The organism is Actinoallomurus vinaceus, assembly GCF_039542055.1.
In the GTDB taxonomy this organism is placed as follows: domain Bacteria; phylum Actinomycetota; class Actinomycetes; order Streptosporangiales; family Streptosporangiaceae; genus Actinoallomurus; species Actinoallomurus vinaceus.
Genome location: NZ_BAABHK010000002.1, coordinates 754,163 through 768,509, shown reverse-complemented (window position 1 = coordinate 768,509; position 14,347 = coordinate 754,163). Strand labels below are relative to the sequence as shown.

Below are 14,347 nucleotides of genomic sequence, written 5' to 3'. Positions count from 1 at the left end.
GGGCCGGCCTGGAAGTTCGTGCGGATGGGGTGGGCGGAAAGGGCAGCCGTGGCGGCGAACATGGAGCATACTGGCAGGTAATGAAGAGTTCCCGCGCCGTCGCTCGGCGTCACCTGCCCACCAGTCCCTTCAAAGCCCCGGTCATCCCACCTGTTGAGGAGTTCGCCTTGCAGGACAAGGTGAGCCATGACAGGTACGGCCTCGGTGTGGTCACCGATGTCGAGGAAGGCATCGCCGTGACCGTGGATTTCGGCTCACAGACGGAACGAATCCCGGCGCCCTACGCCAAGCTCGTCAAGCTGTGAGACGGCCGGCGCTACGAGCCGTAGCGCCGCGCCGACACTCCTGCTGCCGCCGCGGGCATGCCCGCGGCGGCGTCGAACTCACGCATGCCGTGTGGTCGCCCGCTCAGGCCGCGATCATTGTGGCGGCGTTTCGATTCTGCGGCTGTAGGCGGTCATCGCGCTGTGCGCGTGTCGCCAGGTGATGTGGTGGCTGCTGGAACCGATCGGCGTCCATGCTCGGGCGAGAAGCCGAAAGAAGTCGTCATCGGCACATCGGCCGCCCGCTCCTTGCCCGATGTAGATCAGTAGGTCGCCTGTGTAGGCCTCGAGGGCCTCGTTCGCCCACGGGTCGCCGTTAGACGGCCAGCACAGCAGCAGCGCCCGGTCGGGATGGTGCCGGGCTGCGGTCGGGCCGTCTCGCCGGATGGCGAAGTACTCAGTGCCGTCGGTGTAGGCGTTGGCGGAGGAGCCGACGGGCTCGTAGGCGATGGCGTCGATGCCGGCTTGTGTTGCCTGCCACGCCCAGTAGCCCGAGCCCGCACCGATCTCGACCAGCCCGCGCCCGTGGAGGATCTGGGTGAGCCAGGCGATGTCACCGGGTGAGGGGATCGCCCAGGAGTAGCGCTTGGTCAGCAGGTGATGCCCGACGGGAAGCCCGCGGGCGAAACCGTCAGGACAGACGCCCTGCCCGGCTTCGCGCACCGACGGCAGCTGTCGGACGATCTTCCAGTACGGGTTGTCGACACCGGCGGGGGTGACCTGGTCATAGGCGCTGCCGGCGATCCGGAAGGCCGCCTCATGGCTCGTGAGGCCGGATCGCCGCGCCCACCACTGGTGGATCTCGGCGAGCTCTGCTGACACGGTCACCCTGACCTCCTTGGCAGACTCCTCGGACGATATCCCCCCGACTGCGGACGAAGGAATGAGGATGCAAGGTCCGGCGCTTGGTCACGTCGGGGGATGAGCGTTGAGCCAGGCCGCGGCTCGGCGGGTTGACGCGCGTGACAACCACGCGTCCTGAACCACCTCTGCCAGCTCGTCCCGGGTGAGCTCACCGATACGACTGGCTCGCAAAAGCACAGACGGGTGGCCGTTGAAATGCGCGGTGGTGAAACACGGCGACGCCTCGTCCTGTACCAGGATCTTGTCCGTCCACACCGGACGCAAAAGGCAAGGAGTATCCACTCCCTGCCATTTCCAACGTATAGCGCACTGGGGGGCTTGCGGCAAGACCCGGGTCGTGCCGCAGAATCTCCGGCGAAGCCAGAACCTGCGGAAATCAGGGATTCGCGGAGTGCGCGTGCTCGCAGGGCGTGGGCCGTCGTCCCGCGCGGATCAGCTGGCCGAAATGCAATCTCAGTGAACGGGGGGTTCATGTTCGACGTGATCATTGCCGGCGGCGGACCGACCGGCTTGATGCTGGCCGGTGAGCTGCGGCTGCACGGCGTGCACGTGCTCGTGCTGGAGAAGGACGCGGAGCCGACCAGGCAGGTCCGCGCGCTCGGCCTGCACGTGCGCAGCATCGAGGTGATGGACCAGCGCGGTCTGCTGGAGCGGTTCCTCGCGCACGGCCGGCAGCACCCGCTCGGCGGTTTCTTCGCCGCCATCACCAAGCCCTCGCCCGACCGGCTGGACACCACACATCCCTACGTCCTCGGTATCCCGCAGACCACCACCGAGCGCCTGCTGGCCGAGCGCGCCACAGAGCTCGGCGCCGAGATCCGGCGCGGCTGCGCGCTGGTCGGGCTGAGCCAGGACGAGGACGGGGTGACCGTCGAGCTGGCCGATGGCAGGCGGCTGCGCTCGCACTATCTCGTCGGTTGCGACGGCGGCCGCAGCACGGTGCGCAAGCTGCTCGGCGTCGGCTTCCCCGGCGAGCCCACCAGGGTCGAGACGCTGCTGGGCGAGATGGAGGTGGACGTGCCGCCGGAGACGCTGGCCGCCGTGGTGGCCGACGTCCGCAAGACCAATCTGATGTTCGGCCTCGGGCACTTCGGGGACGGGGTGTACCGCGTCGTCGTGCCCGCCGAGGGGGTGGCCGAGGACCGCTCGGTCCCGCCGACCCTCGAGGAGTTCAAGCGACAGCTGCGGGTGTTCGCCGGCACCGACTTCGGCGTGCACTCACCGCGCTGGCTCTCCCGCTTCGGCGACGCCACCCGGCTGGCCGAGCGCTACCGGGTCGGCCGGGTGCTGCTGGCCGGCGACGCGGCGCACGTCCACCCGCCGACGGGCGGGCAGGGGCTCAACCTCGGTATCCAGGACGCGTTCAACCTGGGCTGGAAACTGGCCGCGGAGGTCGGCGGTCGGGCACCGGAGGGGCTGCTGGACAGCTACTACACCGAGCGACACCCGGTCGCCGCCGCTGTGCTGGACAACACCCGCGCGCAGATGGTGCTGATGTCCACCGATCCGGGTCCCCGGTCGGTGCGCCGGCTGATGGCGGAACTGATGGAATTCGAGGAGGTGAACCGGTACCTGATCGAGAAGATCATCGCGATCGGGGTCCGCTACGACTTCGGCGGGGGCCATGAACTGCTCGGCCGGCGGATGCGCGACGTGGGGCTGAAGCGGGGGCGCCTGTACGAGCTGATGCACGGCGGACGCGGGCTGCTGCTCGACCAGACCGGCCGGCTCTCGGTGGCGGGGTGGGCGGATCGGGTCGACCACGTCGTCGACGTCAGCGACGAACTGGACGTACCCGCCGTGCTGCTGCGCCCGGACGGCCACGTGGCGTGGGTCGGTGACGACCAGCAGGATCTGCTCGACCACCTGCCTCGGTGGTTCGGCGCCGCCGTCGGCTGTCGATGACTGGACCGCGGGTGCTGATCGGAAGCGGAGTTTCAGTACTTCTTGCTGTCGTGCATCACCCGTCGGCGAGGCGTTGGATGGTGGCGCTCAGCCAGGCCTGGAGATCAGCGGGGTCGCCGAGTTCGGAGCGCAGGACCCGGCGGCGGGTCGAGACGCCGAGCACGAAGGCGTCGATCGCTGCGGCTCGGCTGCGGGCGTCCGCGTCGTCCAGGCCACTGTCGCGCAGGTAGCGGTGCAGCGGCTCCAGCGAGTTCGTGTCGAGGAAGGCGGCCAGCGCCTCCGCAGCCTCCGGGCGTTCGCCGGACGCGCGTTGCAGCACGAGCAGCGGATCCTCCCCGGGTGCACCGAACCAGCGCTGGACGATGCTCGCCGCGAGGCGCGAACCCAGCGCGGAACGGTCGCCGTCGAAGGAGATGGAGACCGGGATCTCCACCCGGGTTGCCGCCAGGAAAAGGCCATCCTTGCCGCCGAAATAGCGCGTGATGAGGTTGGGCGACACGCCGGCCGCGTCGGCCACGCCTTTGACGGTGATCGCCGCGTACCCGCGCTGGGCGAACTGGCGTTGCGCGTGTTCCAGGATCCGCTGTTTGGTGGCGGCCGCATTGCGCGAGGTCATGTGTACGAGCATACACATAATGTGTACGCTGATACACATGAACGACGAGATGCGGGAACGACTCCAGCGGGCGCGGCGTGTCACGATCCCGTGGAGTGACGACGGGACGCGCGGTATCAGTGGCACTCACCTCGACGAACTGCTCGAACGCTGGGCGAACGGGTACGACTGGGGCGTGCACGAGCGCCGCATCGGCGAGTTCCCTTGGGCGACGGTGCAGGCAGGCGACACCGACCTGCGTGTGATCCACCAGCGGTCCGCGGATCCCGGCGCCCCGGTTGTCGTGCTGCTGCATGGCTGGCCGGACTCGGTGTTGCGTTTCGAGCGCGTCCTGCCTTTGCTCACGGACATGCATGTGGTGGTTCCCGCGCTGCCGGGCTTCCCGTTCGCGGCCCCGCTCACCGCTCCCGGTATGTCGGTCAACCGGATCGCTGGGATCGTCGCGGATGCTCTCGATGAGCTTGGTTACTCGCGGTACACGGTGTCCGGCGGCGACGTGGGTGGCACCGTCGCGGAGATCCTCGCGGCCGAGCACCCGGACCGGGTGGCTGCGCTGCACCTCACGAACATCGCACCGCAGCGTGTGCTCACGGCGGACCCGGCGAAGCTCGCGCCCGACGCGGCGGCCTACCTCGGCCGGTCGGCGCAGTGGTTCCGGACCGAGGGCGGGTACATCGCGGAGCAGTCGACGCGGCCGAACACGCTCGCCGTCGCCCTCGGCGACTCACCCGCCGGCCTCGCGGCGTGGATCGTCGAGAAACTGGAGTCCTGGTCCGACGAGTCGGCCTTCACCCCGGACGAGCTTCTCACCTGGGTCACCGCCTACTGGGTCACCGGCACGATCGGCACCTCTTTCACCACCTACGTCGAACCGGCCGCCCTCCCTGACCGGATCGACACGCCGACCGTGCTCTCCGTGTTCCCGCGCGACATCAAACCGGAGCCGCGAAGCTACGCCGCGGCGTTCCTGAACATTTGCGATTATGTGGAACACCGTGCCGGCGGCCACTTCGCAGCCTGGGAACAGCCCGAGGCTTACGCCGACGACGTACACCGCGCGGTCAAGCTGGGCGGCTGAAACGGAGCGTGCGGATGCTCCACCACTGCAACGCCGTGCGCCCGGCGGTGACGAACCGAGTGGTGCGCGAGGCGAGTTCTTGAGCGCCGATACGGTTGGGAGGTGACGACCGACCGCCCGGGCCGGGCCGACGAGCCATGGCAGCGGCGGTGGACGTGGAATCGGCGGGTTTCGCCGCGTTGGCTGCTCGTCGGACACACCGGCACACCGCAGTACCCCGACGAGGACGCCTTGGCGTTGTGCGCCGACATTGACGGGCTGTTCATCGATCTGCCGCCCCGGCCGCGGGAACGCTTCACACTCCTCGGCTGTATGCCGGACGGCGCGCTCGCCTCAATCCTCGACCGCGTGACCACCGGGACCGCCGGCCCCGAGCGAGCGTGGCTGGGCAACCTTTGGGTATCGGCGAGATCCGACGACCCGGCGACGCGGCACGGCTGGATCGGCGAGGAACTGCTCGATGTGACCGTACTGGACCACCGGCCGTCAGAGACCTCGCCGGGGCGTGTCGACATCGAGTTGGAGGGCCTGGTCGGTGTGTACGACCGCACGGACGGCGTCGATCGTCCTGATGACGTCACCGGATTCGTGCTGAGCGGTCCGGACGACACGCGGTGCGGTGTCTGCGTCGACGTCACCGGCGTCTTCCGGGAGCCGACCGAGCCGCCGGTGCCGCACGTCATCCTGGTCGGCTGCCGGCCTGAGCCGTCGCTGCTGGCCGCGATCGCCGCAGTACAACAGTCGACAAAGGCCGGCCTGCGCCGCCGCCGGGTGTCGGCGCAGGTCGGAGCCGTCGCCGCCGACGGTTCGGTGGTTTCGCTGGTCAATGGCTTTGTGTCCGGGACGCTCGTGTCGAGCGTGTCGTCCGCGCTCGGTGCCGGCCTCCTCGACGTCACCATCGCCAGTGACGCACGTGAACCGTTCCCGGCGGGGACGCGCGGCATTCTGGACCTGTGGTTCACCGGCCGACCCACCGAACGCAACCTGTGGGCCCGCTATGACCGGACGCTGCGGCACGAGTGGGCCGGCGTGGCACTGGCCCATCATCGCTCCGATGCCCCGGACCAGCCGGCAGGGACCGTGTTCGACCTCGACGGCCGCTTCGTCACCGACATCGAGGGCTTCTACTGCGCCGTCGGGGAGGCGATCAACGGTCCGGGTGGCTACTTCGGCTGGAACCTTGACGCCCTCAATGACTGCCTTCGCGGACGGTGGGGTGCTCGAGCGCCGTTCCGACTGGTCTGGCGCGACTCGGCGGTGGCCGGTGAACACCTCGTCGCCGGCTACGACCGGCATCGGTACGCGCCAACGGTCACCCTCGACTCTCTCCTGCAGATGTTCGCCGAACACGGCGTCGAGGTCGAACTGCGCTGAGCGCCTCACCCCACCCCTCTGCCCGCACATGCGCCTAACCCGGCGCAACAACGGCCAGAACGTCGTCGCCGCCTCCCCGCCGGCGGAAACCTTTGAGAGCGGCGGGAGCGTGCGGTGCGCGGCGTCGACCACCCGGTGTGTTCGGGCTTCATATGGGCCCGTCGGGCTGGGCTGTGGGGACCGGGCCCCGGGTGTCACTGTGCGTCGGGCTCAGAGGCGGTGGTCGTCTGATGGTCGGTCGTGTGGTGCGGTGATTCGTCGATCGGGAATTGGATCAGGCTCATCAGGCGGGGGCTTCGGCCGGGTTCCGGCCGGTTGCGCGTCCTGGCCGCGACGACGGCGCGGAGCTCGCCGATCATCTCGGTGAGCTCGTCCTGGCTGAGCCAGAGGATGCCCTGCCGATAGCCCACCAGGTCGGCGTACGGGTCGGCGCCGGGACGGTCGAGGTAGGCGTTGAACTCCGCGTGCAGGGCGGCCATGGCCGCGGCGAACCCGTGGCGGTGGTCGTCCAGCGACATCGACGCGCCCGCCTCCGCGTCGATCATCGCCCGGTCCCGACGCAGGCGGTAGCGGCGCTCCACCGCACCTCGTACCCGCTGCTCGCCGGCGACCTCCAGCACTCCACCGTCGGCCAGCAGGCCGACATGCCGGTACACGGTGGTCTTCGGAACGTCGGGCAGGCTCGCGCAAAGGTCGGCGGTCGAGCCGACACGACCGCCGGACAGGGCGTAGACGATGCGCAGCCGTACCGGGTGCAGGAGCAGATCTAGCGTGTCCATCGCCGAATTATCCCATGTTCGGTACCATTCCCAATATTGGGAACATTCGAGCGAGGGGTACGAATGACCGAGGGCACCTCCACGGCGACGGCCAGACTGAGCGGCCAGGCGGTGATGCCGCTGCGCACGCTGGATCCGCACGCGCCGCTGGACGATCTGGAATGGCTGGATGAGGCGATCGGCGATGCGCGGGTGGTGGCGATCGGCGAGAGCGCGCACTACAACGGCGAGACTTACCGACTCCGCCACCGCCTGCTGCGCTACCTGGTCGAGCGGCACGGGTTCAGCGCGTACGCGATGGAGTCGGGATTCGCCGAAGGATGGCGGACCGACGCGTGGGTACGGGGCGGTGACGACGATCTCGGCCAGGTCCTGGCGAACGGGATGACCTCACTGATGGGACTGTGGACCCAGATGCGCGCACACCTGGAGTGGATGCGGCACCACAACCGGACCGCCGCACCGCCGGTCGGCTTCTACGGCGCCGACCTGTCCGGCTCCAACGCGTCCCTGCTGCCGAGCCTGGACGCCGTCATCGCCTACCTGGCGCAGGCCGATCCCGACTACCAGGTGGATCCGAACATTCGGGAGACGGCCGCCGTCTTCGCCGCGTCATCGGCGTTCTCCATCCCCGCGGCCATCGGCGCCTACGCACAGCTCGCGACCCAGACCAAGGACGCGCTGACCGCGGGCCTGGCCGAACTGACCGTACGCCTCACCGGACGCCGCCTCGAGTACGCCCGGCGGACCACGGCCGGCGCGTACGAGCGCGCACTGCGCTCGCTGCACCTCACGATCGTCCTGGACGCGCTCGCCGGCGCGATGGCCCGCGGCGACCGGCCGACGGTGATGTTCGACCGCGACGCCGCGATCGCGGACAACCTCGAGTGGATCCTGCGCCGCGAAGACCGGATCGTGCTGGCCGCCCACAACGGCCACATCCAGCGCTGGCCCTGCCTCCTGCCCGGCATGCCGGAAGCGGCGACCCCTGCGGGCATGCACCTGGCCGACCGGCTCGGCGAGGACTACCTCGTCATCGGCACGACCACGGGAACCGGCCAAACCCTCAACACCGATGCCGACTTCTACACCGGCACGCTCTTCACACGGATGGGGCCGCCGGAGCCCGGCACCATCGACGCGCTCATGGCCGCCAGTCACGACGGGCCCTTCGCGACCGACCTCCGGCGGCTGTCACCGGCCGACGCCGACGCCGTCCGCGCCGCCGCCCGGCAACGTTTCGGCACCTTCCATGTCGACCTGAACCCACTCGACGCCTACGACCTCATCGTCCACCTCCCCAACGTCACGGCGGCCGAACCCGACCCGGCCGCCCTCGCCTGCTCTCCCGACGACGTACAAGAGACGTTCTCGCGCTGGAACCCGCAGTGAAACCCACGTCGACACGACCGGAAACACCAGCACCCTCTTCTGCCGCGATCCGGTTCGCCTCGCTGGCAATGGGCCACGCTCCTTGATCGATAGAACGGGCGTGGCGAACGATGTCAGGAGTGTGCCGACCGGGGCGCCTCGGCGGCGAGTTCCCGTATCGTGTCGGCATGCCGGGCGATGACAGCACGATCGGGGACGACCCGCTCGTTGACGGAATGGCCCTGTCCTTTCGGCTGCGGCGCGATTTCACGGTTACCGACGCCGACCATCTCCTTACGGCCGCGCGCCGCATCTTCCGGGAACTCGATCCTGACACGAGCGCCGCCGAAGCCGCCGCGATGGTGAGCTGCGCCGCAGACGCGTTGTTCGTCATCTTTGAGCACGCTGGCCTGCTCGGTGACGCAGCCGATGACCGGCTGTCCGGTCACGCCGTCGACGGGCTCGCGGTCGGTGGGTGGCGCGCGCAGATCGTCGTCGACGAACCGGCTCCCTTGTCGCCCGAACCCAGGAGTGACTGTCTTCGTGGTGACGTCTTCGCGCTTCCATCCAGCCACAACGAAGACTGATCGTGGCACAGACAAGCGAATTTCGGCAGCACTTCGCAATGCACCCATCCGCCGCGTTGTCCCTACACGTCTGGCCACGGCGGGGTACTGGGCGCAGCGTCGGTTTATGACCGGTTTTGAGCAACAGGCGCCGGAAGTGGCCGGCGTCACGACCACTGGGCCGCTGCGAATGGCAGCTGCGGCCTACCTGGCCCGCTATCTCGGCTCCCGGCCGGCTCCGCTCATCCTGGACCTGGGGTGGGCGAATCGGCCGCGGCGTCAAGGTCGCCGACGAGCGTGTCCGGCGTACGCATGTGCCAGGCGTCGGTGATGAGTTCTTCCAGACGGTCGAGGTCCACTTTTTCCAGCCACAGCATGACCAGAGGCATCCCGTCGTAGGCGGGCGTGGTGAAGAAGCGTTCCGGCTCGCCGAGCAGCAACGCCTGCTTCTCCGCCTCGTCGCCGACGTACAGTACGGCGATGTCGGTCCGGATGACACGCGGCTTGCCCGGTCTGCGCTCGGGGTAGGACCAGACGAACCCTTTGCCGGCGACCCGGAAATCGAAGCCGTCGCTGTCGATCTCGACCACGTGAGGTAGCGCAAGCGCCAACCGGCGGACGTCATCGTCGTCAGCCATCGTGGTCGCTCCCGGACACCGCCTTCTGCACATGTGCAGGCTATCGGCCCCGATACCGCGAACGGGAGCCGAGTTGGGTGGATCTGTCGCAGCCGGGCACCTCCAAGGTACTCGTAGTCGTGATCCACGCTCTGGTCTCGCACGGCCCGAAGTCACTCTCATGCCGACGAGCGGATGTTCCGCGGAGTGGTCTCGGCTACGTGCTGGGCGTCCAGGTTCGAAGCCGGTCCCCCGCCATTTCGGCGAAGGCCCCACTGACCGGGTTGTGGGCCACTGGCCCGAAGCCGCTCACCAGCCCTGTCCTGACCCCGTGGGCGGGGTCCCACACCTCAAGGCCTGCCGTAGCGCTCACGTAGAGCAGACCCTCATGTGCCCACATCATCCCCGCCGGTCCGGCGAACATCCCAATTCGACGACCGCTGGGGGCGTCGAAGAGCTCAACACCGTCGATCATCGCCTTGTCATGAGGTCCGATTCGCTGGATGGCGACGGTGTCGTCGTCGATCCACGCCGCGGGCTGATCCCAGGCATAGTCGCGGTAGCTGAGCGCCCAGCCGTGCTCGGTGGCGTACACCTCACCGGCGAGCCATGCCGCCACGTCGATGAGCACGGGCACACCAACAGGGCTCCACACCCACCCGTCGTCGAGGAGCCAATTCTCTCCGGGACTCGGTCGCAGTGCTCCGTGGAAGTAGTTCAGGGCATGCTCTGGTGGCTGGTCCTTTGTCCAGGTGGTGTCGCGTTCGGTCAGCAACCGGCCGGTGGACAGGTCGAACGCATCCAGACGGTTCCAGTCCGTGGCCGCTACCACTGCCGTTGTCCGGCCCGCGCGAAGGAAGGTGATCGGGAACGGGGTTGTTTCGACGTGATACTGGCCCCGGTCCAGTGTCAGGACGGTCGAGCCACTGCTCAGCTCCACCACGGTCCCGTGCTGACCGTAGTCACTCACGACCGCCGCGAAGCGACCGTCCGGCGAGGCGTGCAGCGCAGGCCCGCGTCGTCGCTTCGCTCACTCATTCGGCGGCTCGGCAACCAGTTCGACCGGCCCGAGGGCGCGGACATCGCCTGCGTCGGGGACTTCCACCAGTCCGTCGGCAGTGAGAACCAACCAGCCGCCGGGCAACCCGACCAGGCACCTCGCGTTCAACGGGCGGACAGCGCGATCCCGTGTCGTCCATGTGCCCGTCAGCGGTGTGTCACGGTGCCGCACCGGCACCTCGAGCCGATCATGGTGACGGCTCACCCTGTCGCGGACGCCACCATCATCCTGCCGGAGGATTCTCCACGTCGCCACGGCAGGCGTAGCCGAGGACCGCACATGCAGCCGCAGCAATGTCCGGTCATGCCGCGATGAGTCGGCGACGTCCGACGTACACGCTCGTTTGCCGATGAGCGGATACGCCATGATGGTCCGGTGATACCGCCTGGCGTGTCGACGACCGACTACCACACCGCTGGGGAGCCGTTCCGGATCGTGGCAGACCCGCCGGTGGCGCTGCCCGGGGTCACCGTCGCGGACCGGCGGATGCGCGCGCTGAACAGCCCGGATGCCCAAGGGCTACGGGAATTGCTGTGCTTCGAGCCGCGCGGGCACGCCGACATGTACGGCGGATTCCTGGTGCCTCCGGACGACGAGGGCGCCGACCTGGGCGTGCTGTTCTGGCACAAGGACGGCTTCTCCACTGCCTGCGGGCACGGCACCATCGCCCTCGGCGTCTGGGCGGTGGACACCGGGCTGGTGCAGGCTCCCCGGGACGGCGCCGTCGACGTCGTCATCGACGTCCCGTCGGGGCGGGTCACCGCGCGCGTGCACCGCGACCGCGGGCGCACCGTGGCCGTCGACTTCATCAACGTGCCCAGCTACGTGCTCGCCCGCGACATCGTGCTGAGCACATCCCGCGGCAACGTCGCCGTCACCGTCAGCTATGGCGGGGCCATCTACGCCGGCATCGACGCCACCAGCGTCGGCCTGGCCGTGAACCCGTCACATTACCGAGACCTCATCGCACTGGGCCGCGAGGTCAAAGAGGCGCTGAACGACAGCGAGCACGCCGTACATCCCAGCGATCCTCGGCTCAGCGGGATCTACGGCACGATCCTGCACGAGGACCTCGGCGTCGTCGACGGCCAGGTGCATCAGCGCAACGTGACGGTCTTCGCCGACGGCGAGGTCGACCGCTCACCCTGCGGATCCGGCACCTGCGCGCGGCTGGCCGTTCTCGCCGAGCAGGGCCGCGTGGCGCCGGCGGGTCCGAGCATGCGCCACGAGTCGATCGTCGGGTCCCTGTTCACCGGCACCGTCGTGGCCACGACCACCGCCGCCGGCCGCCCGGCCGTCGTCCCGCAGGTCACCGGCATGGCCTACCGGACGGGTGAGCACACGTTCGTCGTCGACCCCGCCGACTCGCTGGTCCCCGGGTTCGTGCTCCGGTGAACGCCCCGCTGGTCCTCGACGCCGACGCGGTGCGCGCCGCCTGCGGCCCCGTCGACGCCGTCGAGGCGATCACCGCTGCTCTCGTCTCCGGACTCGATCCGGCCGCCGACCTGCCCCGCCACGCCGTTCCCGTACGCGCGGGCCAGTTCCTGCTCATGCCGTCGGAGGGCTCTCGCTCCGGGGCACATGTGGGGATCAAGGTGGCGACCGTGGCGCCTGGCAATCCCGCCCGCGGCCTTCCCCGCATCCAGGCGTCCTACCTGCTCTTCGACGCCGGCTCCCTCAATCTGGTCGCTGTGCTCGACGGTACGGCGCTGACCACGCTGCGCACGCCCGCGGTGTCCGTGGCGGCCGTTCGACCGCGCCTGCTGGCCGCATCCGGCCCGCTGCGGCTGGCGGTATTCGGCGCCGGACCCCAGGCGCACGGGCACGTCGCGACCCTGGCCGCGGCACTGACACCGCACCGGTCGCTCGCGACGGTGACTCACCTCGTCCGAAACACCCGGGTCAAGCCCGCCGACGGCGCGGACGTCGTCGCCCTGGACAGCCCGCAGGCAGACGACGTGCTACGCGCGGCGGACGTCATAGTCTGCGCCACCTCGGCCCGGACCCCCCTGTTCGACGCCGACCTGGTCCTCGACACCGCCGTCGTCATCGCCGTCGGCTCCCACGAACCAGACGCCCGGGAGGTCCCCGCCGCGCTGTGTGCCCGAGCCACGGTCGTCGTCGAAGACATCGCCACCGCACTCCGTGAGGCCGGCGACGTCTGCCTGGCTCTTCACGAAGGCGCCCTGCAAACGCAAGAACTCGTGCCGATGCGCGACGTCGTCACCGGGCACACCAACCCCGCGCCCGACCGTCCGTTGCTGTTCAAGAGCGTCGGCATGTCCTGGCAGGACCTCGTCACCGCCGAGGTCGTCCTGTCCAGAGCCGGCTGACCCTGCCGCTTGGACGTCGCGACAGGTAGGTCAGGGGATGTCGATCCGGACCAGATAGCCGACGAACGCCAGCTCATCGCGTGCCGGCGTCCAGCCGTCGGCCGAAGTCACTGCGCTGAATGCGGCCGAGCCCGCCACGGGATAAAGCGTCCGCGATTCCCCTCCCGGCCGTGGCGCATACCGGCAGTGCACCGCGGTAATCCGGCTGACTTTCGCCCGAGTGACCGGGGTCTCCTCTGACAGGCCGCCATGGTGCTCCTCCGCGGCGTCCACCGTACCCGCGACATCGCTGCCGAGGACCGATGCCAGCCACCCTGAGTCCACTTCGCGAAGTGTCCAGGACACTTCCGAACCGACCGTGAACGGTTCACCGCAGCACTGCATCTGCCAGTTATCGACCCAAACGGTCATCTCCACGGAACGAGTCCGCCCGACCGCGCTCAGCTTCTCTACCCGGTATCCGCTCATGCCGCGATCCGCGCGTTGAGCAGCGTCGCGAAGGCCGGATCATCCTGACGTCCGGTCGTGCCGATGAGCGGGCACTTCGTTCTGCCCGTCCACCGAGAAAACCCGTTGCGAGTGGCCGACATCGAGAGTCTGATTGACTGGCCATTAATCACGGGAGGGAACATGACGCGCATGGCGCTGCCCACCCCCACATTGCACACCGCTCGCCTTCGGCTGCGTCCCTTCGACGACGCGGATGCGGACGACCTCTTCGCGCTGCACAGCAGCGCCTACGTGCTGCGCTACTGGGACGCGCCGCCGTGGAGCGAACGAGTGCGCGCCGAGCGTTTCATCACGGCTTGCCGGCAGATGGCACAGGGAGGCACCGGGGCGCGGCTGGCCGTGGATCGTATCTCCGACGGGACGTTCATCGGCTGGTGCAGCCTGAACCGGTGGAATCCGGACTACCGCAGCGCATCGCTAGGCTACTGCTTTGATGATGCAGCGTGGGGCCACGGCTACGCGACGGAGGCCGCGCGCGTTTTGCTGCGGTGGGCATTCGACACGCTGGACCTAAATCGCGTCCAGGCTGAGACCGATACGCGCAACGTGGCATCTGCCCGCGTGCTGGAGAAGCTCGGCTTCGTGCGTGAAGGGACGTTGCGGGAAGACTGCGTCGTGAACGGCGAGGTCTCTGACTCGTGGGTCTACGGGCTGATCAGGCGGGAATGGCGGCCGTCGTCCGAGCCAGTTCCCGCCCGCTGAATCCTCGCTCCCTCGCGAGACGTCGCCCGGCACCCGGGTGCTTCGCTTCGCCGCGTCGAGGGGCCAGCATCGGGCACTCTCATGCCGCCGATCGCGCTCATGGCTCATCGGCTCATGGCCGCGAAGCGGCGGTCATTGGTGGTGTTCAGCGTTTGGTGGAGACGAGCGTGGTTGCGTCCGAGGCCGTTAGGTCTGTGTCGGAGGGAAGTTGTTGGCCGGCGCCCCCGCCGAGGGCGGGTAGGTGAACTG

The 14,347-nt window shown here is 68.9% G+C and carries 15 protein-coding genes; 9 read left to right on the top strand and 6 right to left on the bottom strand.

The window, feature by feature from the left end; all coding sequences use genetic code 11:
* The first annotated feature begins 80 nt into the window (after positions 1-80).
* Entirely contained in the window at positions 81-305 is a 225-nt protein-coding gene (locus ABEA24_RS09345; protein ID WP_345430285.1) for a hypothetical protein, read from the top strand.
* A 114-nt stretch (positions 306-419) separates the two neighbouring features.
* On the opposite strand, the gene ABEA24_RS09340 is transcribed toward ABEA24_RS09345, so the two are convergent.
* On the bottom strand, positions 420-1,151 hold the full coding sequence (locus ABEA24_RS09340; RefSeq protein ID WP_345430284.1) for a hypothetical protein: 732 nt from the start codon (positions 1,149-1,151) through the stop codon (positions 420-422).
* A 507-nt stretch (positions 1,152-1,658) separates the two neighbouring features.
* Here ABEA24_RS09340 and rox point away from each other — a divergent pair.
* Entirely contained in the window at positions 1,659-3,092 is a 1,434-nt protein-coding gene (gene rox, locus ABEA24_RS09335; RefSeq protein WP_345430283.1) for a rifampin monooxygenase, read from the top strand.
* Positions 3,093-3,147: 55 nt separating this feature from the next.
* Here rox and ABEA24_RS09330 read toward each other — a convergent pair whose 3' ends face one another.
* A complete protein-coding gene (locus tag ABEA24_RS09330) occupies positions 3,148-3,708 on the bottom strand; it encodes a TetR/AcrR family transcriptional regulator (RefSeq protein WP_345430282.1) in 561 nt (186 codons plus the stop codon).
* 37 nt (positions 3,709-3,745) lie between these two features.
* On the opposite strand from ABEA24_RS09330, the gene ABEA24_RS09325 reads away from it, so the two are divergent.
* Positions 3,746-4,786 carry an epoxide hydrolase family protein gene (locus ABEA24_RS09325; protein ID WP_345430281.1) on the top strand — a complete coding sequence of 347 codons (1,041 nt, stop codon included), beginning with the start codon at positions 3,746-3,748 and terminating at the stop codon, positions 4,784-4,786.
* 102 nt (positions 4,787-4,888) lie between these two features.
* Positions 4,889-6,160 carry a barstar family protein gene (locus tag ABEA24_RS09320; protein WP_345430280.1) on the top strand — a complete coding sequence of 424 codons (1,272 nt, stop codon included), beginning with the start codon at positions 4,889-4,891 and terminating at the stop codon, positions 6,158-6,160.
* Between the two features lie 194 nt (positions 6,161-6,354).
* Here ABEA24_RS09320 and ABEA24_RS09315 read toward each other — a convergent pair whose 3' ends face one another.
* A complete protein-coding gene (locus tag ABEA24_RS09315; RefSeq protein WP_345430279.1) occupies positions 6,355-6,939 on the bottom strand; it encodes a helix-turn-helix domain-containing protein in 585 nt (194 codons plus the stop codon).
* Between the two features lie 63 nt (positions 6,940-7,002).
* Here ABEA24_RS09315 and ABEA24_RS09310 point away from each other — a divergent pair, with 63 nt between their 5' ends.
* Positions 7,003-8,331 (top strand): erythromycin esterase family protein, encoded by a 1,329-nt coding sequence (locus ABEA24_RS09310; protein WP_345430278.1) that lies wholly within the window; start codon positions 7,003-7,005, stop codon positions 8,329-8,331.
* A 167-nt stretch (positions 8,332-8,498) separates the two neighbouring features.
* A complete protein-coding gene (locus tag ABEA24_RS09305; RefSeq protein WP_345430277.1) occupies positions 8,499-8,897 on the top strand; it encodes a hypothetical protein in 399 nt (132 codons plus the stop codon).
* A 221-nt stretch (positions 8,898-9,118) separates the two neighbouring features.
* On the opposite strand, the gene ABEA24_RS09300 is transcribed toward ABEA24_RS09305, so the two are convergent.
* Both ABEA24_RS09300 and ABEA24_RS09295 read right to left on the bottom strand, forming a co-directional pair.
* Complete coding sequence (locus ABEA24_RS09300) at positions 9,119-9,514, bottom strand: MmcQ/YjbR family DNA-binding protein (RefSeq protein ID WP_345430276.1); 396 nt, start codon at positions 9,512-9,514, stop codon at positions 9,119-9,121.
* Positions 9,515-9,710: 196 nt separating this feature from the next.
* Complete coding sequence (locus ABEA24_RS09295; protein WP_345430275.1) at positions 9,711-10,436, bottom strand: hypothetical protein; 726 nt, start codon at positions 10,434-10,436, stop codon at positions 9,711-9,713.
* Positions 10,437-10,928: 492 nt separating this feature from the next.
* Here ABEA24_RS09295 and ABEA24_RS09290 point away from each other — a divergent pair, with 492 nt between their 5' ends.
* Entirely contained in the window at positions 10,929-11,948 is a 1,020-nt protein-coding gene (locus ABEA24_RS09290; protein ID WP_345430274.1) for a proline racemase family protein, read from the top strand.
* Positions 11,945-12,886, top strand: a complete 942-nt coding sequence (locus ABEA24_RS09285) for an ornithine cyclodeaminase family protein (protein WP_345430273.1) — start codon at positions 11,945-11,947, stop codon at positions 12,884-12,886. The genes ABEA24_RS09290 and ABEA24_RS09285 overlap by 4 nt, the downstream gene beginning before the upstream one ends.
* A gap of 30 nt (positions 12,887-12,916) precedes the next feature.
* Here ABEA24_RS09285 and ABEA24_RS09280 read toward each other — a convergent pair whose 3' ends face one another.
* Positions 12,917-13,354, bottom strand: a complete 438-nt coding sequence (locus ABEA24_RS09280; protein WP_345430272.1) for a DUF6578 domain-containing protein — start codon at positions 13,352-13,354, stop codon at positions 12,917-12,919.
* 63 nt (positions 13,355-13,417) lie between these two features.
* On the opposite strand from ABEA24_RS09280, the gene ABEA24_RS09275 reads away from it, so the two are divergent.
* Positions 13,418-14,098, top strand: a complete 681-nt coding sequence (locus ABEA24_RS09275; protein ID WP_345430271.1) for a GNAT family N-acetyltransferase — start codon at positions 13,418-13,420, stop codon at positions 14,096-14,098.
* Positions 14,099-14,347 lie beyond the last annotated feature (249 nt).